Annotated in this window: 24 protein-coding genes; 13 read left to right on the top strand and 11 right to left on the bottom strand. The window is 40.0% G+C overall.

What is annotated here, in order from left to right:
• The first annotated feature begins 195 nt into the window (after positions 1–195).
• Positions 196–1,362 carry an MFS transporter gene (locus FTV34_RS05880; RefSeq protein WP_180069286.1) on the top strand — a complete coding sequence of 389 codons (1,167 nt, stop codon included), beginning with the start codon at positions 196–198 and terminating at the stop codon, positions 1,360–1,362.
• A gap of 15 nt (positions 1,363–1,377) precedes the next feature.
• On the opposite strand, the gene FTV34_RS05875 is transcribed toward FTV34_RS05880, so the two are convergent.
• Positions 1,378–2,868: an amidase gene (locus FTV34_RS05875; RefSeq protein WP_180069283.1), complete on the bottom strand. Its 1,491-nt coding sequence runs from the start codon at positions 2,866–2,868 to the stop codon at positions 1,378–1,380.
• Between the two features lie 49 nt (positions 2,869–2,917).
• Positions 2,918–4,348, bottom strand: a complete 1,431-nt coding sequence (locus tag FTV34_RS05870; RefSeq protein WP_180053625.1) for a diguanylate cyclase — start codon at positions 4,346–4,348, stop codon at positions 2,918–2,920.
• A gap of 325 nt (positions 4,349–4,673) precedes the next feature.
• On the opposite strand from FTV34_RS05870, the gene FTV34_RS05865 reads away from it, so the two are divergent.
• Positions 4,674–5,120 (top strand): hypothetical protein, encoded by a 447-nt coding sequence (locus FTV34_RS05865; protein ID WP_171065466.1) that lies wholly within the window; start codon positions 4,674–4,676, stop codon positions 5,118–5,120.
• Between the two features lie 63 nt (positions 5,121–5,183).
• Here the strand turns inward: FTV34_RS05865 and accC are convergent, their stop codons facing one another.
• The 3 genes from accC to aroQ are packed head-to-tail and all read right to left on the bottom strand — an operon-like array spanning position 5,184 to position 7,461.
• Complete coding sequence (accC, locus tag FTV34_RS05860) at positions 5,184–6,554, bottom strand: acetyl-CoA carboxylase biotin carboxylase subunit (protein ID WP_159122960.1); 1,371 nt, start codon at positions 6,552–6,554, stop codon at positions 5,184–5,186.
• Between the two features lie 18 nt (positions 6,555–6,572).
• On the bottom strand, positions 6,573–6,989 hold the full coding sequence (gene accB / locus FTV34_RS05855; protein ID WP_004785952.1) for an acetyl-CoA carboxylase biotin carboxyl carrier protein: 417 nt from the start codon (positions 6,987–6,989) through the stop codon (positions 6,573–6,575).
• Positions 6,990–7,005: 16 nt separating this feature from the next.
• The gene (gene aroQ / locus FTV34_RS05850; RefSeq protein ID WP_004785950.1) at positions 7,006–7,461 is read right to left on the bottom strand and encodes a type II 3-dehydroquinate dehydratase; all 456 of its coding nucleotides are present in this window, start codon (positions 7,459–7,461) and stop codon (positions 7,006–7,008) included.
• Positions 7,462–8,494: 1,033 nt separating this feature from the next.
• Between aroQ and ybaK the strand changes: the two genes are divergently transcribed.
• From ybaK to FTV34_RS05835, 3 genes are all read left to right on the top strand, one after another.
• A complete protein-coding gene (gene ybaK / locus FTV34_RS05845) occupies positions 8,495–8,962 on the top strand; it encodes a Cys-tRNA(Pro) deacylase (protein WP_180069280.1) in 468 nt (155 codons plus the stop codon).
• Positions 8,963–9,171: 209 nt separating this feature from the next.
• On the top strand, positions 9,172–10,425 hold the full coding sequence (locus tag FTV34_RS05840; protein ID WP_034705621.1) for a YncE family protein: 1,254 nt from the start codon (positions 9,172–9,174) through the stop codon (positions 10,423–10,425).
• Positions 10,426–10,489: 64 nt separating this feature from the next.
• Complete coding sequence (locus FTV34_RS05835; RefSeq protein ID WP_180069278.1) at positions 10,490–10,972, top strand: hypothetical protein; 483 nt, start codon at positions 10,490–10,492, stop codon at positions 10,970–10,972.
• A 109-nt stretch (positions 10,973–11,081) separates the two neighbouring features.
• Here FTV34_RS05835 and FTV34_RS05830 read toward each other — a convergent pair whose 3' ends face one another.
• From FTV34_RS05830 to tusD, 4 genes are read right to left on the bottom strand one after another with little or no spacing between them, the layout of a single operon-like run.
• Entirely contained in the window at positions 11,082–11,393 is a 312-nt protein-coding gene (locus FTV34_RS05830; protein WP_005235445.1) for a TusE/DsrC/DsvC family sulfur relay protein, read from the bottom strand.
• Between the two features lie 14 nt (positions 11,394–11,407).
• A complete protein-coding gene (locus FTV34_RS05825) occupies positions 11,408–11,692 on the bottom strand; it encodes a DsrH/TusB family sulfur metabolism protein (protein WP_004785940.1) in 285 nt (94 codons plus the stop codon).
• 25 nt (positions 11,693–11,717) lie between these two features.
• The gene (locus tag FTV34_RS05820) at positions 11,718–12,068 is read right to left on the bottom strand and encodes a hypothetical protein (RefSeq protein WP_180069276.1); all 351 of its coding nucleotides are present in this window, start codon (positions 12,066–12,068) and stop codon (positions 11,718–11,720) included.
• Positions 12,069–12,112: 44 nt separating this feature from the next.
• On the bottom strand, positions 12,113–12,481 hold the full coding sequence (gene tusD, locus FTV34_RS05815) for a sulfurtransferase complex subunit TusD (protein WP_166135495.1): 369 nt from the start codon (positions 12,479–12,481) through the stop codon (positions 12,113–12,115).
• A gap of 69 nt (positions 12,482–12,550) precedes the next feature.
• On the opposite strand from tusD, the gene FTV34_RS05810 reads away from it, so the two are divergent.
• The 7 genes from FTV34_RS05810 to FTV34_RS05780 all read left to right on the top strand — a co-directional run bounded on the left by FTV34_RS05810 (position 12,551) and on the right by FTV34_RS05780 (position 18,235).
• Positions 12,551–13,561 carry an NAD-dependent epimerase/dehydratase family protein gene (locus FTV34_RS05810; RefSeq protein WP_034706304.1) on the top strand — a complete coding sequence of 337 codons (1,011 nt, stop codon included), beginning with the start codon at positions 12,551–12,553 and terminating at the stop codon, positions 13,559–13,561.
• A gap of 135 nt (positions 13,562–13,696) precedes the next feature.
• Positions 13,697–15,091 carry a class II fumarate hydratase gene (gene fumC / locus FTV34_RS05805; RefSeq protein WP_180053664.1) on the top strand — a complete coding sequence of 465 codons (1,395 nt, stop codon included), beginning with the start codon at positions 13,697–13,699 and terminating at the stop codon, positions 15,089–15,091.
• Between the two features lie 236 nt (positions 15,092–15,327).
• On the top strand, positions 15,328–15,501 hold the full coding sequence (locus FTV34_RS05800) for a hypothetical protein (protein ID WP_171431285.1): 174 nt from the start codon (positions 15,328–15,330) through the stop codon (positions 15,499–15,501).
• 338 nt (positions 15,502–15,839) lie between these two features.
• On the top strand, positions 15,840–16,331 hold the full coding sequence (locus tag FTV34_RS05795; RefSeq protein ID WP_005235543.1) for a hypothetical protein: 492 nt from the start codon (positions 15,840–15,842) through the stop codon (positions 16,329–16,331).
• Positions 16,332–16,751: 420 nt separating this feature from the next.
• Complete coding sequence (locus FTV34_RS05790; protein ID WP_180069274.1) at positions 16,752–17,354, top strand: nitroreductase family protein; 603 nt, start codon at positions 16,752–16,754, stop codon at positions 17,352–17,354.
• Positions 17,355–17,485: 131 nt separating this feature from the next.
• Entirely contained in the window at positions 17,486–17,851 is a 366-nt protein-coding gene (locus FTV34_RS05785; RefSeq protein WP_180069273.1) for a hypothetical protein, read from the top strand.
• Between the two features lie 15 nt (positions 17,852–17,866).
• Positions 17,867–18,235, top strand: a complete 369-nt coding sequence (locus FTV34_RS05780; protein ID WP_180069271.1) for a hypothetical protein — start codon at positions 17,867–17,869, stop codon at positions 18,233–18,235.
• 34 nt (positions 18,236–18,269) lie between these two features.
• On the opposite strand, the gene FTV34_RS05775 is transcribed toward FTV34_RS05780, so the two are convergent.
• Positions 18,270–18,551, bottom strand: a complete 282-nt coding sequence (locus FTV34_RS05775) for a damage-inducible protein J (protein WP_180069269.1) — start codon at positions 18,549–18,551, stop codon at positions 18,270–18,272.
• 680 nt (positions 18,552–19,231) lie between these two features.
• Between FTV34_RS05775 and FTV34_RS05770 the strand changes: the two genes are divergently transcribed.
• A complete protein-coding gene (locus FTV34_RS05770) occupies positions 19,232–19,999 on the top strand; it encodes an alpha/beta fold hydrolase (protein WP_180069268.1) in 768 nt (255 codons plus the stop codon).
• A 70-nt stretch (positions 20,000–20,069) separates the two neighbouring features.
• On the opposite strand, the gene FTV34_RS05765 is transcribed toward FTV34_RS05770, so the two are convergent.
• On the bottom strand, positions 20,070–20,990 hold the full coding sequence (locus tag FTV34_RS05765) for a M15 family metallopeptidase (RefSeq protein WP_180069265.1): 921 nt from the start codon (positions 20,988–20,990) through the stop codon (positions 20,070–20,072).
• Between the last annotated feature and the right edge of the window lie 50 nt (positions 20,991–21,040).

The following is a 21,040-nucleotide window of genomic DNA, read 5'->3' as shown; positions in this document are numbered from 1 at the left end:
GCTTTTTTAGCGTTGGTGCAGTGTCTATAACTGTCTTTAAATCCATAAATAGGTGTCCACTTAAATTTTAGTGGACACTATCGCGGTATTAATGAGTTAGAAAAAGTGGGGCTCAGCGGACGCTTACCATTCAATGCAACTCAGCGCAACTTATATTTATTTTAAGTTATCAGAAATGAAAGAGTATCTAGTTTGATGCAATCTCTAGCTATTCATTACAGACTCAGTTTTTTCTACTTTTTTTATTATGCGATTGTGGGCGCATTCATGCCTTTCTGGAGTCTGTATCTAGAGGATCAAGGCTTTAATTATCAGGAAATTGGGATTTTATCTTCGATTGCGATTATCACCCGATTTTTTGCGCCATTTATTTGGGGATGGATTGCAGACAAATCCGGGAAACGCATGTTGCTGGTGCGTATAGCTACCTGGATGGAAGCCTGTATCTGGTTCATGATATTTATCATTCCAAATAGTTTTCAGTCAGTCGCTTTGCTCATGCTGATTTTCAGTTTCTTTCAAAATGCAATTTTGGCTCAGTTTGAAGGCGTGACTTTATTCTGGTTAGGTGAAAAAAGGGTAGAGCTCTATGGCAAAGTCCGTAAGTGGGGATCTATTGGATTTATTATTGGCGTATTTGGTTTAGGTGCTATTTTTGAGATTATCAGCATCAGTATGCTACCAGTCTTATTACTTTGTATTTCATTTCTGGCTTTTCTCTGGTCATTTACCATCAAAGAACCTACAGCAGCACCCACAGCTCAGAAAAAACTCGAAGCTTTATGGCCGATCTTCAAGCGTCCGGTGGTATACAGTTTTTTCCTGATTGAACTGATCATGCTGTTTTCACATGCGCCATTTTATAGTTTTTATAGTAACTATCTCAGCCAGAATGGATTCAGTACCAGTCAGATCGGATTACTCTGGTCGGTTGGGGTTATTGCTGAAATCATTATGTTTGCCTACGCTACATTTTTTCTAACACGCTGGTCATGGCGTCATCTGGTGATGCTATGCCTGTTAATGACCGGTTTAAGATGGCTGACTGTAGGCCTATTTCCATCGTTATTTCTGGAACAGTTTTTTGCCCAGACCATTCATGCCCTGAGTTTTGGCTTATTTCATATGATTGCCATGCGGGTTATTTTTCAGAACTTCTCGGCTGGACAGCAAGGCCGTGGACAGGCACTGTATAGCACCATGTGGGGCTTAGGCGTGGCGAGTGGGAGTATTCTTGCCGGTCGTTATTGGGATCAGGTCGGTGGAACATCAATCTTTATTGCTGCTGCGCTATCGACCTTGCTGGGCCTATTGCTGGTATTTGGCTTACCCAACAAAGTCGAACTGCAAAAGCAGGTTTAAGATACGATTGAATAATTAAATGCGGATTTTGGAATATTGATCAAACCAAGGCTGAGCCTGTTCTAATTGAGCGGCCAGTTGCAACAGTAAATCTTCACGGGCAAATGGTGCAATAAACTGTGAACCCAAAGGTAAGTTATCTTCATTCCAGTAAAGCGGTACAGACATTGCTGGAAGGCCGGTAATATTGGCTAACTGCGTGAATGGCACCCATTTCAGATTTTCTTTCACAATCTGATCGACCAGCTTACCTTGTGCCAATAAATGTGCCTTATTCATTTTTAATAAAGCTTTAAGAATTGGCTTCTGCCAGTTTGGTGTTTTGACTTCACCATTTTTGGGTGCAACAGTGGCCGTGGCTGGCGTCAGGTAGAGATCATAATCATCAAAGAAATGATTCATCTGGGTCACATATTGTCCCCAGTTGGTCAGATTCTGGATATATTCAATCGCCGTTGTTTTGGCACCAAAAGCGGCTAGCGCCAGAGAATCCAGTTCAAAATCGCCTGATCTGGATGGATAGCCTTTCTGGATTTCGTCTAGCATATAAGAAAACTGGCTAAACCACGTTGTAATAAAATCTTTAGCCAGTTGCATACCATCAATCTGCGGTTGATCCTCAACGACTTCATGACCTAAAGATTCCAGTAAACGGGCAGTTTGTTCTACCGCTTTAATAGCATCTTGAGAAACAGGCGTATCAATGCTGGAACGCGTATTAAATGCGATTTTTAATTTTTTTGGTGGTTGCTGAATCACTTCCAGATAATGTGTATGCGGACGTTGGATCGTAAACAGCGAACTGCGATCTTCACCATGGGTGGCATCCAGCATTGCCGCACTATCCCGAACAGTTTTGGTGAGTACATGTTGAATGGCAGCACCGTGCATTGCCTCACTCATTTGCGGTCCCCACGGCGTACGTCCACGGCTTGGTTTTAAACCAAACAGACCACAGTAGGAAGCCGGAATACGAATTGAGCCACCACCATCACCTGCACCGGCAATTGGCACAATGCCGGCTGCCACAGCAGAAGCAGAACCGCCTGACGAGCCACCACTGTTATGTCTTAAATTCCACGGGTTTTTACAGCTTCCCCAGGCATCTGGCTCTGTAATGCCTTTAATTCCGAATTCAGGGGTGTTGGTCCGACCAAAGGTCACAATACCTGCCTGTTCCCAACGATTAACAATCTCGGCATTGGTTTCAGCGATATACCCGATACGCTTTAAACCCTGACATCCATAAGACGTCGGATAACCTGCATATTCCTGAAACAGGTCTTTGACCAGAAATGGAACTCCAGCAAAGGGGCCAGACAGTTTTTGCTGGGTACGCTGCAAGGCATGCTCATGCATGGGAATAATAATGGCATTGATTTCAGGATTAATATTTGCACTGCGTTCTAAGGCAACTGATAAAAGTTCACTTGAATGCACCTGTTTATTTTTAACCAGTTCAGCCAGTCCTAATCCATCGTATTGTAAGTATTCTTCAAATTTCATCTGCATTCCCTAGCGTTGATATTGTTATAAGGTTGTAGAGGGTTTCAGTTCAGGATGCAAGCACCACCTGATTACGTCCCAAGTGTTTGGCTTGATATAAGGCCTGATCCGCGGTATTGATCAGTTGCTGTAAATCCTGAGAAAGCGGGGCATGTTGATGCGTAATCCCGAGACTCACAGTAATCGATAACGGTGATCCATCAGGTTGATACATTGGCGTTTTAGCTACCAGTTCACGAATACGCTCGGCAATAAACTGGGCTTTGGACGGTTTAGTATCCCAAAGCAAAATCACAAATTCCTCACCACCAATACGCGCAAACAGATCCTGAGAACGTAGATTAGAACGGATGATTTCAGCAAAATGTTGCAGTACTTTATCGCCCACATGATGGCCAAAATGATCATTTAAACGTTTGAAATGGTCGATATCCAGCATAATCAGGGAAAACTGCACGCTCTTGGAATGTTGCAGTAAATATTCACCTTTCTGGAAGAAAAAATGCCGGTTCATGGTCCGTGTCAGACTGTCGTGATTGGCCAAATACAATACCCGTTTAAACAGGTCATTACGGTTCTGACTGATGATACACAGGATCAGCGGCGATAATGCCAGCATAAACAGTCCGATCCTTAATGAGATATAAATGGTCGAGTCTGCCAACGTATCATGTGTAGTGGCATAGAACTGGGTCAGGCTGTAATACATCAAAATGATTACAAAGGCATTAATAATCGCAATCGTAAAGATGCGATAGGTCAGTGCTGCCCAGATTAAAGCTGCCAGCGGATAAAGCAGGGCACCTGGACCGACAAAAATATTACTCAGGATAATACACAGGATTACCGTACCTGCTGGCAGCAGATAACTAAAAGAGTTCTGCTTCTTTCTGCGGTTTTTAAATAAATACTTGAGATCTTTGGTTCTAGGAAAGGCTAAAAAAAGCGGCAGGACAATAATGTAATTTACCATTTCGCCTGTCCACCACAGCCCAAAATCTATCCATAAATTTTCCTTGGTCATAAAGGAATGAGGAAGATTGGGTAAGGTCGCAACGGCAAACACTGCACTGGCCAGGCATCCTGCGAATGCACAGATGCCGAACATATGCACGAAAGTGAAGCCAGTATTGTAGTACTTATAATTGATCTGGAAATATCGGATAAAAAATAGCGATACAATCGTACTGATCAGGTTAGCAAGCGTTAGAAACAGACTCTGTAAAAGATTATTACCTGTCGCCAGATCAGCAAACATGAACGCACAGAAAGCACCTAGCCACCCGCCCATATTGTTTAAATGGGGGAAGCGTAAAAACATGGCCAGTAAGGCAGCATTGGAAGGCCAGAGTATGGCTAAGTAATCCTGTGTTCTGGTCATAATGCCAATCAAACAAGTCACTAAAATAATGAAAAGAATGACCAAGTAGGCATATGTTTCAGGATTCAAGTTCTGGTCTGTGATTCGAGGTATTCGCAAATCTAAGTCCTGTATCTAATTTTTATTTGTGAAATATCACTTTGTTTGGGAAATGCTTTTTACCCAAAAGTACAACTTTATTCTTGGAATAATCTGTTTTTACTTACGTTATCAATATACGTTTGTATACGAAATATATACAAAAAAATTAAAAAAGGAAATCCATGTTTTTAAACTATAATGATAAAAATTTGTTTTATTTCGGTATTTAAACTGATGCAGAGCAGAATATGATCCCGAAAAATATGATAAGTTAAAATTAATTATTAGGATTGAAACGAAGCCTGTGAATATGAAAAAAACCTGTCTTAGCCTTGTCTTGCTCATGAGCTCATCTTGGCTAATGGCAACAGAAAATAATAATCAAGCTGCAAATAGTATTGCGAAACCTATCGAAGTTCCGAATACCTTTACCATTAATACCCGTCCTGAAATTGTCGGGCTATGGGGAATGGAAATTCCAGATAATAAGAAATGTGTTGAATACTATAATTTTAAAGGCAATAACAACGTAGTGATTAAAAGCGGTTCAGAATGGACCACAGGGTTGTATGACTATCAGCCTTCACAAGATCCTGCTGCACAGATTCCAGCGCTGATTATGCAGGTTAAATACGACAATAATGAAAAAGACTGTTCCGGTAATCAGGTAGATCAGTCAGGTGAGATTTCGCAGTATTTTGTGAAGTGGCAGAATTCCAATACCATTAATTTCTGTGCCAATGAAAAAGCAGAACAATGTTTTGCTGTGCTTCGACGCATTTTGCCTTGATTGAAGGCTAGATATAAAAAAACCGCTGAATTCAGCGGTTTTTTTATTAGATCAATTACTGGATCAAGCTTTTTCTTTGTCTTCAGCACCTTCAAGCTGCTTCAACAAATGTTTTTCCAGATAGTGAATATCCATCGCCTGTTCACAGAAATTTTCATCCTGAAGAATCAGATCTTTGTGTAATGGGATATTGGTTTTCACACCTGTCAGAATCATTTCATCCAAGGCCTGTTTCATACGTGCAATTGCAGTTTCACGGTCTTTACCATGGGCAATTAGCTTGGCAATCATAGAATCATAATATGGCGGGATGCTGTAACCTGGATAGATATGAGAGTCTAAACGGATACCTGCACCACCTGGCGCATAAAAAGTCTCGATTTTGCCAGGAGATGGCATAAAGTTCGATGGATCTTCTGCATTGATACGGCATTCGATCGCATGACCTTGAACACGTACATCTTCTTGCTGGATATCCAGACCTAAGCCAGCCGCAATACGTAACTGCTGTTCAATGATGTCGATACCGGTGACCATTTCAGTCACAGGGTGTTCTACCTGAACACGGGTGTTCATTTCGATAAAGAAGAATTCGCCTTCTTCAAACAGGAACTCGAATGTACCGGCACCACGATATTGCATCAATTTACAAGCATTGACACAGGCCTCAAGAATGTCAGCACGAGCCTGTTCTGGCAGGTTAGGCGCTGGCGCTTCTTCAAGTACTTTCTGGTGACGACGCTGTAAAGAACAGTCACGGTCATATAAATGGATCGCATGACCATTACCATCGCCTAGAACCTGTACTTCGACGTGACGCGGTTTTTGCAGGAAACGTTCCATATAAACCGTGTCATCGCCAAACCACATTTCTGCATCACGCTGCGCGGCTTGTACTGATTCAAGCAGGGTATCCACACGTTCTACGATACGCATACCACGACCACCACCACCGGAAGCCGCTTTCACGATGAGCGGGAAACCAATTTCTTTGGCTTCAGCAAGCGCATTGTGAATCGTCACCGCATGATCACAGCCAGGTACAGTTGGTACACCCGCTTTTTTCATGGCAATAATCGCAGAAACCTTGTTCCCCATCAGGCGAATATGTTCTGGACGTGGACCAATGAAGATAAAACCAGAGCTTTCTACGATTTCAGCAAATTCAGCATTTTCAGACAGGAAGCCATAACCAGGGTGGATGGCATCTGCGCTGGTGATTTCAGCAGCTGTAATCAGGGCTGGAATATTCAGGTAACTGTCGCTACTTGCGCCAGGACCAATACACACGGCTTCGTCACAGAAGCGTAAGTGCATCAGGTCTTTGTCAGCGTCTGAATAGACACCGACTGTTTTAATTCCTAAAGTTTTGCAAGCTCGGGCGATGCGCAAGGCGATCTCACCTCGGTTTGCAATTAAAACTTTTTGCAACATTATGAATCCCCGAAGTGATTAGGCGCGGTAACGGAAAAGTGGCTGACCAAACTGAATCACTTCACCATTTTTCACCAGAATTTCTTCAATCACGCCGCTTTGAGTTGCTTCAATCGGGTTCATGATTTTCATTGCTTCAATGATACCCAGTGTTTCGCCAGCAGAAACAGTTTGGCCAATTTTTACAAAAGGTGCTTCGCCTGGGCTTGGAGCCGCATAGAACACGCCAACCATTGGAGATTTTTCAACTGCACCACGAGGAGATTTAGCTGCAGGGACGTCAGCTGCAGGTGCAGGCATTGCAGGAACAGCTGCTGCAACTACTGGATTACGACGAGTCAGAGCAATCGACTGATCACCTTCCTTAACTTCAATCGCCTGTAAGTCAGATTCAATCATCAAATCGATGAGCTTCTTGATTTTACGGATATCCATGAGACAGTATTCCTAATTAAGATTGTTTAGAAGATTGTATTTTTTCAATGACATAGTCGAGTGCGGCAGCATAGCCTTTTGCACCTAGACCACAGATCACGCCAATAGCTTTATCGGATAGATATGAATGATGTCGGAATGCCTCACGTGCATGGACGTTAGACAGGTGGACTTCAATAAACGGGATTGCCACGCCAAGAAGTGCATCACGAACTGCAACTGAGGTATGTGTCAGGGCAGCAGGATTAATAATGATATATTGCACGCCGTCTTGTTGGGCTTGATGAATTCGGTCAACAATTGCGCCTTCCCAGTTGCTCTGGAAAGTGTCAAGTTGTAAAGTAGCTTTTTCAGCCTGAGCAGTGAGCTGCTGATTAATATCTTCTAGAGTTAAATAACCATAAACTTCGGGTTCGCGCTTTCCTAGCAAATTTAAATTCGGTCCATGAATAACCAAAATGGTCGAAGTCATCTATGGTGCTCCAGTTAAAAAGTTTCAGGATAGGTTTGCAAGATGTCTACAAACTTCGCCTATTATGGCATGAATTCCTACATTATTTTTATAATTTCTTTGAATTGACATAGAAAAGCATGTACCACGCAGTGGCCATATAATGAAAACTTTGCAAGCATTTAGCAATGTTCAAAACTACCAAATCTTCGTCTTTTACATCATTTTTATATTTTAGATGAATTGGCTGAATTGTTACATTTATGCTGTGTAAGTTAGACCTCAATGTTTATTCATAATTCTTTTAAATTGAGTGTTTATTCGGCAATGGCTTGTCAAAAATAAAAATTATTACTCGAAGTCTCTGCTCATATCAAAAATTGTGGTGATCGCTAAAAGACCGGATTTTCATTAGATTTTTGAATGAATCAGAATTTTATTCTATTCATTATTCTGTAAACTAAAATATCAAACTTGGAATAAAAATCAAAAAGTTATTTGATAAATGGTATGAAGTGAAGTGTAGTATTAAATGGATTTTATGTCGCTAGTAAAGCAAGTCACACATTATTTTTCTGCAAAAAGAGATAGGCTCATTGCTACTGAACATTGGCTAAATGATACTGGCCGTAAAAGTAAAATTAAAAACTTATGATTCTTCATTAATCTTTTACTGGCCTCATCTAATATTGACGAATGTGCTCAATTTTCTAAAGCTTACCTTTATTTGTAATTCTTTATGTTCGCTCAATAACATTGGCAAAATGGCACTTCATGTATAGGCGTTGTTATTCATCTGAATATTGCCTAAGTTTTTAAATGATGAATTTTTAAGCTTAAGAACAAGATGGTATGCGGAATTACAATGATAAATGGGATAGCTAAGTTCAGTTAAAGTACAATATGAATAGATATTCTGGATTAAAAGGTGATGGTATCTGATTGTATTTTGAACATATATTGATTGTATAGACTATTGAGAATCACAGAATAAAACCCAAGCAGACTTGATAAGCTATAATGAAGATTCCGTCAAAATACTATCGAAGCTGTTATGACACCTGCATGCAAATTATTAAAATCTCAAAAAATTGAATATAGCATTCACGAATATGAACATGATGCTAATGCCAAAAGCTTTGGTTTGGAAGCAGCAGAAAAGTTAGGGCTGGCAGTAGAAGAAGTATTTAAAACCTTATTGGTCACAGATGAGAAGCAGTATTTTGTAGCAGTTCTTCCAGTCAACCATCAGTTAAACCTGAAAAAAGTAGCATCAACCTTTGGTTGTAAAAAGCTACAAATGGCTGATCCCAAACAGGCAGAACGTCTAACCGGTTATCTTGTCGGTGGGATTAGTCCGGTTGGGCAGAAAAAACGCCTGAAAACTGTCATTGATGCATCTGCAGAACAGCTGAATAAAATCTATGTCAGTGGGGGTAAACGCGGTCTGGATATTGGTTTAAAACCTGCGGACTTAGCTAAGGTTCTAGATGCTCAATTCGTTGATGTATTGGATGTCTAAAGTTCAAAGCATTTTTCAATAAAACTATCTTACTGAGAAGCGTTCATATCAATGGACGCTTCAACTTTTCTGGGTTCTTATCTTTCTATTCTGTCGGAAAATTCAGCATGGTTTTTTCTTCATTGTATAGTGGATGATTGAGATCCACGGCCTGACTGTGGATTGAACAAAGATAAAAACAATAAAATAGAAAATATGGAGAATACCGCATGGAAATCCAGAAAAAACGATTATCACGGTTCTGTATGAGCTTGTCCGCGATGGCCATGCTCTCAGTCTTTTCAACTGCACAGGCAGATTCGTCTACCTTGCCTCAACCGCCCAATTCCCAGCAAGTTTTCTTTGTGGGTAATAACTGGGATGGAACAGTTACAGTGATTCGATCTTCAGGTGACTTTGGCAAGGTTGGTGTGATCAACATGATTCCTGATCGTAAGGAGCGTCTGAAAGAGATTCACCTCAATCCCATTAAACTGATTGCCTATACCTATATTCAAGCTACTGCGGGTGAAGGTAATGATCAGCTGGTCGACGATATGTATTCCACGCCAGATGGACAGTCAGTGGTCGCATCCCGTCCAAGTTTTGCCGATGTGGTCTCTATCAACATCAAGACAGGCAAAATTAACTGGCGTACTCCAGTTGAAGGCTTCCGCGCGGATCATATGGCAGTTTCACCAGATGGCCAGCGTGTCGCGGTTTCCGCATCTTCCGGAAATGTGGTGCATGTACTGGATATTCATACTGGTAAGGAACTTGGTCGATTTGCGACGGGTGATAAACCGCATGAAAATATCTACTTTGATAATGGCAGAAAAATTCTGAACTCGGCCATTGGTAATGTAGAAACCTCTCTTGATGCGCAGTGGCAGGATTTCACCAAGGGTAAACGCTATATCACCATTGCAGATGCCAATACCCATCAGGTGCTTAAGAAAATTGACTTTAGACCGGCATTGGATGCGTTTGGTCGAAAAGATTTATCTAATTCAGTGCGGCCGATGGTCTTTAGCAAGGATGAAAGTAAACTCTATGCTCAGGTATCATTTTTTAATGGTTTGATTGAGTATGACTTAAACCAGAATAAAGTGACCCGTATTGGGCAGTTGCCAGGTAGCGATAGCATTCCCAAAGATCGTACCAAATGGGTGAATGATTCCCGCCATCATGGTTTATCGATCAGTGCTGATGGTGAGAAGCTCTGTGTTGCGGGCACGATGGATAATTACGCCACCATTGTCGACCGTCAGAGTCTGACTGCCGGAAAATTGATTCCTGCAGGTAAGCCATACTGGGCTACCCGAAGTCCGGATGGCCGTAGCTGTATCATTTCAGAAAGTGAAACGGATGTTGTGACCGTAATTGATTTCGCGACAGGCAATAAAGTGACCAGTGTACCTGTAGGCAATCATCCACAGCGTGTCCGGATCGGTTATGCCCCAGCAGACTGGTCTACACCGTAGCAAATAATGGCTTAAAAAGAGCAATGTGTTATGAACGTTGCTCTAAGCATTGTAGGTGGCATATATGAGGAACAAAACACTTACTTTATATCTGCTGGCGGGAATGTTATTGACCGGTATTCTGGTTGGGATTGCTTATCAGGTTCATAAGGATATCTATAAGGCAGAGTTCAATATACTGAAACCTGATGATCAGATGACTTTTCCAGCAAAGTCACTGATTACTTCCAGTTTAAATCCTAAAACAGCTGTACCGGCAAAAACGACTAGACACTCGGAAGTGGATTCTGAACAGCAGGTCTTATTACAACAGAGAGAGCAGCTTTATCTGGATTTTACCCAAATGATGAATGGCTTAAGTCAAGGTGAAAAGCCAGACTATCGCCAGCTAGATCATTTGCTGGTACAACAGCAGAATCTGGTGAATGCCCGGGTCGTTGCTCCGGAAGAGGCGAGAGCTCAAATAGAATTTTTGCAGAAAGTTCTGCCTGAAATCTCTCCACAGCTTGATCAAGCCTTAAATGCATTGGATCAGAAAAGTTTTTAATCTTCCGGTTTAAAGCTTTATTTAGTTGTGAATACAGATCATAGATAAGCTTAATAAGAAAAAGCCCGTAGAAACGGACTTCTTCTTCATTCATTTTTTAGATTAAAACTTATAAGCAGTTCGCGGGTTTCGGGATACCAGCCAGTCGGCTTAAATGACGTGCCACTAAACCCGTATTAAACTTTTCCTGCAATAAGGCATTGTTAATTTCCGGGCTGACTGTCTTCATCAAAAACTTAATTAGCGGGCGGGTTGCAGGAGAATGCCCAAACTGCTGATAAAATTGACGGACTGCCTGTAGCACTTCAAAATGCCAAGGAGTAAGTTGAAGTTCTAGTGTATCTGCCAGTACTTGGGCAACGTCTTCATTCCAGATGGTGTAATCGACTAAATGACCATCTTGGTCCAGTTCTAGATTCATATGTGACTCATGGATTATTTCATTGAGATGCAACGACTAAATTTCAGACATAGATCTGCAAATTCGGAGTAGTCGAGTAAAGCAACATTTTCCGATAAAGGTGAGATCAGAATTTCTGCATCATTTCTTAGGATATAAACTTGCGGCAGTTGCTGTACGAAAGCATGGTCCAGATACAGCACAGATTCTCCCATCAGGACCACCTGATCATCTGAAGCATGGAGCTGTGCTAACTGATCAAGGACTGACGCCGTCGCTGCATAATCTGACTGGATCAGGTAAAGGGTTTGATCTGACATTTATTTATCCTTCATCCTTACCAACTTACCAATACAATACGTGATCAAATTTTTGAACGAATTCTGAATTGAGTTCAATCAACTCAATCTCCTGCTCGCTTTGCTTTACAAAAGGAGAGTCCTGATTTTTCTGCTCAACCAGAATTGGGGTCAGGTCATAAAATTCGAAACTATCCACCAGATTTGAAGCCAGTTTAAAGGCATGTTTAAGCTGGTCAAACTGGAGCTCAGAACGTAAAAGACTCAAGGCCGCGCCTTGGAGTAATACTTTAAATTCAGCGCCGAAGGTCGCCAGTACCATCGTGGCAGACAGGCTTTCATGCACCTGTAAGCTGTTTAGGTTGGCTTGGGTTAATATAACAAGTACAGATTTCACACAAGATTCCTTTTAAAAGCAACACATCCTGAAAAATGAAGCATCTAGAATTGAATTAGACGTTGTGAGGACTGAACAGCATCAGCAAGCTCGCCTAGACCGACCAATTCAAAACCATCAGCAAGATTATGTTGCTGAATATTGTGACGTTGAGCATTTTCCTGATCTGTAATCCCACGCGCTAAGGCTGCACTGACACAAACAGGTAAGCGGATCTTCAGATCCTGCCAGGAACGTGTGAGATGACGCTGGTCGTCGGGCACCCATTGCAATGCATTTGCGACCGACACGCCATCTTGATAGAAAAATACACGGAAAGCTTCCTGTTTATGTTGTAAAGCTTGGGCGAGTCCAAGCGCATGCCAGGCATAAATAGAAGTCGGTGCGGAGGTAACAAGAATTAAGGTGCTCATCGAAATTCACTACAGGCTTGATCAACGCGGGATGATGATCTTGGCTACAAAGAAAGTAGGTAGTATACAATGATTTTAGTGACGGGTGGTTTAGGCTTTTTAGGCTCACATATTGCTTTAAGTCTGATGGCACAAGGACTAGAGGTCATTGTGGTCGATAATCTGGCCAATGCCAGTCTACAGACCTTAGAACGCCTTGAATTTATTTCCGGCCGCTATGTGCCTTTTGTCAAAATTGATATCCGTAACACTCCAGCATTAAATAAAGTTTTTGAACAGAATTCAGTACAGGCTGTCATTCATACTGCCAGCTTTAAATCATTAGAAGAATCAGTTTTAAAACCACTTGAATATTATAATGATAATGTCAGCTGTATCATGAGCTTGATGCGTGCCATGCAGCGTACTGGAGTACGCAATCTGGTGCATTTGTCTTCATTGGCTGTATATGGCCATTCCGGAACGGATTTAAAAGAAGATCAGGCTTTCAATTACACTTATCCAAATCCTTATATTAAATCACAGCAGATGGTGGAAGAAATCATCCGGGATACTGCCAAGACGGATAATGAATGGCGTATTGCGATGTTACGTCTTTCCAATGTCGCGGGTGCTTTTGAAAATGGCATTTTAGGTGAATGGGTGCCACCTTTACCAAAGAATATTGTGCCTCTGGCCATGCAGGTGGGTGCGAAGCAGCGTGAATATCTGGAATTGCGCCGTCAGGCCAAGACCGAAGACTATACAGTAGAACGTAGTTTTCTGCATGTGATGGATGTCTGTGATGCGGTATTCAAGTCGCTACATTGGCTGTCTCAACAGCAACAATGGACTTGCGAAGCCTTTAATATCGCTGGAGAGCTGATCTCAATGCAGACTTTGCTGGATCAGGTTGCAGAAGTCACCCAATCCGCTGTTCCTACAGTAGATGCTTTGCCATATCCGCATGCTGAAATGGATCAACTGGGTGCTAATACGGATAAAGCCCAACAGTTGTTACATTGGCAGCCACGCTATACCTTAAGGAAAATGTTAGAGGATGAATGGTTGTTCTATCAGAATACGTTAAGAGGGCAGTGATTAAGAATCCTATAAGTTAATTATTGATAATAATTATCATTTGCAAAATTAATCAAACTCATTAAGATGAATAGAGTACAGCATTGAAGCTGCTGTCTAAATGAGTAAAACATGGAATAACAATTGAGGTTGAGCATGCAAACACGTATTGAACATGACACGATGGGAGAAGTCGCTGTACCGAGTGAAGCACTTTGGGGCGCACAAACTCAGCGTAGTCTACAGAACTTCAAGATTGGCAATGAGCATTTGCCACGCGCCATGATTCGTGCCATGGGCTTGGTCAAGAAAGCAGCTGCGATCACCAATGCCGAGTTAAACCAGATTCCTCATGAGTTATCGACCTATATCATCGGTGCTGCGGATGAAGTGATCAGCGGTCAATGGGATAGCCAGTTCCCGCTAGTGGTATGGCAAACCGGTTCGGGCACGCAAAGTAACATGAACTGTAATGAAGTGATTGCCAATATTGCTAACCAGAAGCTGGGTAATCCTTTAGGTGCACAAAAGCCTGTGCATCCAAATGATCATGTCAACCGCGCTCAATCGACCAATGACTCTTTTCCGACTGCGATTCATGTAGCAGCTAGCTTACAGATCAATGAACTGCTAATACCGGCAGTGACACGTTTACGTGATACCTTGCATGCCAAATCTCAGGAATTTACCGAGATTGTAAAAATCGGTCGTACCCATCTTCAGGATGCCACACCTTTAACTTTAGGTCAGGAATTCAGTGGATATGTCTCTCAACTGGATCATGCTTTAATTCGACTGTATCAGGCTTTGCAAGGGTTATATGAACTGCCATTAGGCGGAACCGCCGTCGGTACAGGCCTCAATGCCCATCCAGATTATGCTGTTAAAGCTGCGGATACTCTGGCTAAATTAACAGGCTTGCCTTTTGTCACCGCTCCTAACAAGTTCGAAGCTTTGGCCGGCCGTGATGCAGCAGTTTTTGCTTCAGGTGCTTTAAAGACTTTAGCCGTTAGCCTGAATAAAATCGCCAACGATATTCGCTGGCTGGCGAGCGGACCACGTTGTGGTTTTGGTGAATTACGTATTCCTGAAAATGAACCGGGTTCAAGTATTATGCCGGGTAAGGTGAACCCGACTCAAAGTGAAGCCATGACTATGGTCGTTGCCCAAGTCTTAGGGAATGATACGACGATTAATGTGGCCGGTGCATCAGGGAATTTTGAGCTGAATGTCTTTATGCCAGTGATTGCTTATAACCTGTTGCAGTCAATCCAACTGCTTGGCGATGCATGTAACAGCTTTAACGATAACTGTGCAGTCGGAATCGAACCTAATCGTGACAAGATTGAACACTTCCTGCATGATTCATTAATGCTGGTCACTGCATTAAATCCAGTCATTGGTTATGAGAATGCAGCTAAAGTGGCCAAGACCGCCTATAAAGAAGGTAAAACCTTAAAACAGGTCGCAGTCGAACTCGGATTGGTGACTGCAGAACAGTTTGATCAAGTGGTGCGTCCTGAGAATATGGTGGCTCCAAACGTAAAATAAGTCTTCTAATTATGGTTAAATAATAAAGCCCTCTAAATGTGGGCTTTATAATATCTAAGGATTATTCATACAAATTTTAATAAAATAACAAGCACATGTTTTTGCTAGAAAATTCTTATTCAATTGAGCTTGTTTATTAAATGCTATGAACCATCTATCGTTCAGGTTTTGACAGATATGCAATGAAGGATTACTAATAGAAATTCCCTGATAACTAGAAAAATGAGGTAAGGGTGATGACTGACTTTGATGATGATTTTGATCTGGACGAATCCTATCCAGATGAGGATTTATATCCAGATTATACAAAAAAGAAGTGTAGCAGCTGTAGCGGTACCGGCTATAACGTTGTGGAAGCCAAACAGTGTGTCAAATGTATGGGAACCGGAAAAACTGGTGAGATAGATTAACTCAACTCATAATTGTTTATTAAGCCTGCTTTATGAGTGGGCTTTTTTATTCTCCTCATCAGAAGTTCTTAATTTTATAAATCCATGAGCAAATAAAAGAAAGAATCTAAAATTACGGGTGAAATCGTATTAGAAGGATGGTTAGAGATAACTATTGAAGTTTTTTTAGTGCTAAAGCCTATCCTCATGGCTTCTCATACCGAATTAACATTGAATAAGCGTATATAGCTGCTAAAATGCAGTTCGTTTTTACTGCTGTTTTGTCGTTTATTCCGCATGAGTTTCTATAGCATATGAATAAACATCCATAAAATGGCAGGTTGTTTAAGGAAAATTTAATGCTTGATATTTATTTAACAGATGTTCAAAAAAAGGTTCAATTCAAGGATTATCCAGGTGAGCATCCTGTTAAATTTATTCTGAATTTTAAAAAGATTTTTCCAAGCGTAATGGAACTTCTTTTACCTGTTCTCCCAGAAAATGAAAATCTTGATGAAATGACCTGGGAATCAACCACTCAGGACTTTGAAACGTTTCAGATGTTATTAACAGGCTGGGGCATTATCGAATTGCGTTTAAATGCGATCACTCAGTATAAAGATAAGACATTTGCAGATCAGTTGGTGAAAGAGGCACAGCAAAAACGCAGAGAATATCAGAAGAAACATCTTAAGCTTTCTAGTGTGGATCTGGATTATCTATTTATGCATGATGTGCATGGCTTGATTGATGCTGAACTGGTAGAACTCGGTGAAAAATTCTATTTACCAACCTTACGTGATCTTTGGAAAAATAAAGTCTCTGCTCAGGTACTTAATGCCAAATTCTAAGTAAATTTAAGCTGATTCATTCAATTTCATCCTCCAAATTGGAGGATGATTTTTTTATAGCGATTTCTAAGAATTGATATTTCCCTTATGATAATAAATAGTCTAAGCAAGTTTCTATATTTATCTTCAAAACAATTTTCTGCTACATCATTAAACATGGTGACTTATTTTAAAACAGAAAGTGGCTCAGAAAAGGGCATTTATTTTATCGTTTGATAAAAAAATAAATTAAAAAACTATTCTTTATCAAAAGAATATATAAAGATATTACTTTAAGAATATAGCTATTCCAGTCATATTTTTTTAAGCTATCAGTACTAATGAGTAAATGAATCACAGAATTCTTATTCATTAGAATTCCTTCATAAAAATAAGTGAAGGTTCCAGTTTTCCCGAAGATATATCCAAGGATTTAACCGAATGTCGAATCAGTTTTTAGATTTAATTACAAAACGCCGTACTATTTATGCCATTGGTAAAAATGTAGAACAGTCTCCTGAATATTTAACTGATTTGATTCAAAACGCAATCAAACAAAGTCCGTCATCTTTTAACTCGCAATCATCTCGCGCCGTTATTTTATTCAATGGCGAACATGAAAAATTCTGGGGCTTTGTCGCTGATAAATTAAAAAGCTATGCCAAAGATGAAGAAAGTGCTGCAAAAACGACTGCAAAAATGGCAACCTTTGCTGCTGGTACGGGTACAGTTTTATTCTTTGAAGATCAAAATGTAGTAAAAGGCTTGCAAGAGCAATTCCCATCTTATGCCGAGAATTTCCCCATCTGGGCAGAACATTCAACTGCTATTGCTCAGTTCTCTACCTGGACAGCATTGCATACTGAAGGCCTGGGTGCATCTTTACAACACTATAATCCGATTGTAGATGAGCAGGTTCATGCAGAGTGGAATATTCCAGAAAACTGGAAACTTCGTGCTCAACTGGTATTTGGTTCAGTTGAAGGCGAAGCGCGTGCGAAAGATTATCTGGAAGATGATCAACGCTTCAAAGTTTTCCAATAAGCTTAATTTCCGATCTGTCTTTAATCATTTTTAAGGACAGATCGCCAGGTTGTTTATAAAAATACGCATTAGATTTTTTAAAACTAGGCTAAACTAAAGCGGTATTTAAAAAATTTAATGAGTCAAACCGAATGTCGAAAAACACGCAAAAATTATCACCATTACAGGAACTGATTGCAGAGCAGAAATTGCTTTGTGAAGAGGTCGGTTCTGCCTATGTAGAAGTAAGTGGTGATGATGTCGTTGCAGTGGCTGTACATACCCTGAAGCTGGATCCAATTGTCGGAATCCGTAGAAAGCCTGAGACAGAAGAAAATATTAGCTGGTATATTTATGGTGGTGAACTGGCTTCAAATGAAGATGCTTTTGAAACCATGACTGTACGTGAGTTACAGGATATTGCCCCTGAAGTTTTACCTTATCTGGCTTTAGAGCAGGGCTACCGCTTCATGATTGATGCAGATGATTATGAAGATGTCTGGAAAGAAGAAAACTAAAAGAAGACTTTCAAAATGATCAAATCCTCATCTTTAATATGTACTTTGCTTATTTGCATGCAATTGAACAATATGGCTTTTGCCGAAAAGCTTTCACAAGCGGATTATGATCAGTTTATTGCTACGCAAACAAAAATAGTCAATGAAACCAAACATATTTTAGATGAGCCAGATCAGAATGCAGATGCACAAAGTCAACGTCAGGCATTCTGCCAGCGTTTAACGGCTTATGAAGAGATTCAAAAAGTCTCTGAAGAAAATCAAGAACTCAATATGGCGCCCACAATGGCGATGATTGCTAAAAGCTTTCTGGATCGACAAGCACAGAGTATGAATAATTCAGGTATGACCACCGCAGTATTTTGTAAGAGTAGGAAAGTGTAATTAATCCATAAAAGCAAGAGCATTGTCTTGAGTTTTAATAGCCACCATCATCATTTAAAAATGCATCCTTCTGTTCTGGAATGGAAACTTTGACAGTTGGAATAGAGTAACTCGCTGCTGTTAATCGAGCTATATTGAAATCCTTAGTTCCTACTTGAGGGATAATAGGTATTTGACCTGTTCGAACAATTTCACCATAAACTATCGTGATCAATTCTGCTGGAGTAAAACCCGCTTCTGCTATTACACATTCTGCTGATTCAACAACGTCTTGTTCCACTAAGAATTCAATGCTTTTTTTAACTAAATTGTTCATAAGATAGCCTTAGAATACATTTTATACACTACTTTAAACTATCAGATATGAAGCATATAGAAGCTAATGAAATTAAATCTTCATATTTTATTAGGTATGTTGGCCTTGATGAAAGTAGATGGATAAAAAGGGTAGGGCCAAAAAATTAGCTTGTTTTTTCGACTCTCAGCTTGCTTATAAAATGCATAAATACTCTGAAACGTAGCATATGGATTTCAGTGCTTTTTAAATTACTCATTAAATAAACTTTATAAAAATCTATTTATATACAAATTTTACCGGGTATATATCAGCTACTTTTGAAATTTATTAAGAAATATTAAATATTTATGTGTTTCTTTTTTACTCAAACGAAGGGCGGTAAAATCATTGCACGCTAAAATAGCCTAAGCAATTTTCTACTTTATATTTATTCTCACAAAATCCATATCCCATAATTAAAACTTAATACCAAATAAACCTCTAAAACTCGTATATTTCCTAAAAATTTTAAAATATTTTTTTTATTAATAATCTAGTGTGACACTCAATTATGAGCAGATATTGCAATTTAGCCTAAGCAGATTTTACTTTAATCAAAATAGCCTAAGCAAAATTTTAAATTATGTCATTGGCAATTGATTAACTTCCAATATAACTCCACTATTAACACCTAACATAGGAAATCACGGAATTCTCAAATGATCCTGAATTATCAAATACAAACCCATGAAACATCAACTTTAGCCCCAATGGTATTTATTCACGGTTTATTTGGTAGTTTAAGTAATTTAGGTATGTTAGCCCGACATTTTTCAGAGCAGGCAACTACGATTCAAATTGATGTCAGAAATCATGGTTTATCTGGCCATTCTGATGAAGTGAATTATCAAATCATGGCCGAAGATATTTTAGAAACTTTAGCCAGTTTAAATATTAAAAAATTTATTGCAGTCGGGCATTCAATGGGCGGAAAAATTGCCATGAAGCTGGCAGACCTGGCGTCTGATCTGATTGAAAAACTGGTTGTATTAGATATCACGCCAATTCAATATCAAGAAAATCATCATTCTGAAATATTTAAAGTCTTGTTTGCAGTCCAGCAGGCGCAAGTCGCTTCACGAAATGAAGCAGCAAAAATTATGCGTGAATATATTCAAGAGGAAATGGTCATCCAGTTTCTTTTAAAATCATTCAATAAAGGGCAGTGGTTATTTAATGTGCAAGCACTGTTTGATCATTATGAAGATATTACTGCTTGGGAGAAGATAGAAAAAAATGAACTTCCAGCATTATTCTTAAGAGGTGGAAATTCATCATATATCTCTAAACCTGAACATTTTGAAGCCATCAATCAGCAGTTTATTCATGCACAGGTTGAAGTGATTGAAAATGCAGGGCACTGGCTACATGGTGAAAAGACGGCGGATGTTTTGAAGCATATGCAGAATTTTATTGATGAAAAATAAATTTTATTGATGAGCAGATGTATCTTCTGCTCATTCTTTATGGCTGGGATGTTATTGCATGAGTTTGCAATTAACTTTCATTTATTAATTGATAAGCCATTTCAGGAGTTTTCTTCAGACCAGGCATACGATATTCCGTATGTCCATAATCCTGAATGGACTTCCAACGCCCTCCCCAAGTGAGTCCAACTGACTCTGCGATCTGTCCATATAACTGGTAACCACGCATAGCCCATGGATCACGCTCACTAATTACTACTTTGCCATGACGCTTAAAAGCAATATCTGCAGCCAAACCAAACTGATGATAACTTTGAAAGCCTTTGGCTCGGGTAATATTACTATTGGTCGCCAGTGAGTTCTGTCTTTCTGGGCTCCGATACCCTTCAAGCAATATCAGTTCATAGCCATACTGTTCCTGCATTATTTTAAATACCATCAATAAACGCTGCTTAAAACGCGGATTCATCTTGTGCCATTTGCGATCAGCTTGATTCAGATCTTGATAGTGGTTTAAATGTATATCCTGAATATTAGAATTAAATCGTTGCGCTGAAATTACCGGTTGATGGACATATTGGTCTTCCTGCAAAGCTTCAAGAATGAGAGCTTCATCGACTTCTTCAGGTGGAGTCAAAATTTGACCTTCCAAAAGTGCATATATTTGCGGGTCGACTTTTTGTAAATAACGTGCCTCAGACATACTGGCAGAAACAGGCCGAGTCAAAGAAAACATCAGGATACTGATAAATAATATAGATCCTGCAATCAAGATCCACCATTGTTGTAAATACCAATGTGATTGTAGATAGTCTGGAGATCCAGCCAGTTTAAATTGATGTATAAATTGCTTAATTGTGATGAACTGTTTTTTAGTTTGTGGCAGCCATGCAATTAAAGAGTTCTGTATATACTGCCTAAGCTCATAGAATTGCATCAAAACCAAAATACAGCTGAGAAGAATAAAGCTGCTAATAATGATAAAAATCATCTAGCAGTCATCCCATTCGAGCAGTTTAATATTAGCTTGATATTAAAATA

The organism is Acinetobacter sp. YH16038 (genome assembly GCF_013417275.1).
Taxonomy (GTDB): Bacteria; Pseudomonadota; Gammaproteobacteria; order Pseudomonadales; family Moraxellaceae; genus Acinetobacter.
Note: the sequence above shows the minus strand (reverse complement) of the source record. Positions and strands in the feature narration are given on the sequence as shown.

What these genes read in the sequence shown, in the direction of transcription:
- FTV34_RS05880 (WP_180069286.1), top strand. Translation starts at nt 196, where the DNA reads ATGCAATCTCTAGCTATTCATTACAGACTCAGTTTTTTCTACTTTTTT.
- FTV34_RS05875 (WP_180069283.1), bottom strand. Translation starts at nt 2,868, where the DNA reads ATGAAATTTGAAGAATACTTACAATACGATGGATTAGGACTGGCTGAA.
- FTV34_RS05865 (WP_171065466.1), top strand. Translation starts at nt 4,674, where the DNA reads ATGAGCTCATCTTGGCTAATGGCAACAGAAAATAATAATCAAGCTGCA.
- accC (WP_159122960.1), bottom strand. Translation starts at nt 6,554, where the DNA reads ATGTTGCAAAAAGTTTTAATTGCAAACCGAGGTGAGATCGCCTTGCGC.
- accB (WP_004785952.1), bottom strand. Translation starts at nt 6,989, where the DNA reads ATGGATATCCGTAAAATCAAGAAGCTCATCGATTTGATGATTGAATCT.
- aroQ (WP_004785950.1), bottom strand. Translation starts at nt 7,461, where the DNA reads ATGACTTCGACCATTTTGGTTATTCATGGACCGAATTTAAATTTGCTA.
- ybaK (WP_180069280.1), top strand. Translation starts at nt 8,495, where the DNA reads ATGACACCTGCATGCAAATTATTAAAATCTCAAAAAATTGAATATAGC.
- FTV34_RS05840 (WP_034705621.1), top strand. Translation starts at nt 9,172, where the DNA reads ATGGAAATCCAGAAAAAACGATTATCACGGTTCTGTATGAGCTTGTCC.
- FTV34_RS05835 (WP_180069278.1), top strand. Translation starts at nt 10,490, where the DNA reads ATGAGGAACAAAACACTTACTTTATATCTGCTGGCGGGAATGTTATTG.
- FTV34_RS05830 (WP_005235445.1), bottom strand. Translation starts at nt 11,393, where the DNA reads ATGAATCTAGAACTGGACCAAGATGGTCATTTAGTCGATTACACCATC.
- FTV34_RS05825 (WP_004785940.1), bottom strand. Translation starts at nt 11,692, where the DNA reads ATGTCAGATCAAACCCTTTACCTGATCCAGTCAGATTATGCAGCGACG.
- tusD (WP_166135495.1), bottom strand. Translation starts at nt 12,481, where the DNA reads ATGAGCACCTTAATTCTTGTTACCTCCGCACCGACTTCTATTTATGCC.
- FTV34_RS05810 (WP_034706304.1), top strand. Translation starts at nt 12,551, where the DNA reads ATGATTTTAGTGACGGGTGGTTTAGGCTTTTTAGGCTCACATATTGCT.
- fumC (WP_180053664.1), top strand. Translation starts at nt 13,697, where the DNA reads ATGCAAACACGTATTGAACATGACACGATGGGAGAAGTCGCTGTACCG.
- FTV34_RS05800 (WP_171431285.1), top strand. Translation starts at nt 15,328, where the DNA reads ATGACTGACTTTGATGATGATTTTGATCTGGACGAATCCTATCCAGAT.
- FTV34_RS05795 (WP_005235543.1), top strand. Translation starts at nt 15,840, where the DNA reads ATGCTTGATATTTATTTAACAGATGTTCAAAAAAAGGTTCAATTCAAG.
- FTV34_RS05790 (WP_180069274.1), top strand. Translation starts at nt 16,752, where the DNA reads ATGTCGAATCAGTTTTTAGATTTAATTACAAAACGCCGTACTATTTAT.
- FTV34_RS05785 (WP_180069273.1), top strand. Translation starts at nt 17,486, where the DNA reads ATGTCGAAAAACACGCAAAAATTATCACCATTACAGGAACTGATTGCA.
- FTV34_RS05780 (WP_180069271.1), top strand. Translation starts at nt 17,867, where the DNA reads ATGATCAAATCCTCATCTTTAATATGTACTTTGCTTATTTGCATGCAA.
- FTV34_RS05775 (WP_180069269.1), bottom strand. Translation starts at nt 18,551, where the DNA reads ATGAACAATTTAGTTAAAAAAAGCATTGAATTCTTAGTGGAACAAGAC.
- FTV34_RS05770 (WP_180069268.1), top strand. Translation starts at nt 19,232, where the DNA reads ATGATCCTGAATTATCAAATACAAACCCATGAAACATCAACTTTAGCC.
- FTV34_RS05765 (WP_180069265.1), bottom strand. Translation starts at nt 20,990, where the DNA reads ATGATTTTTATCATTATTAGCAGCTTTATTCTTCTCAGCTGTATTTTG.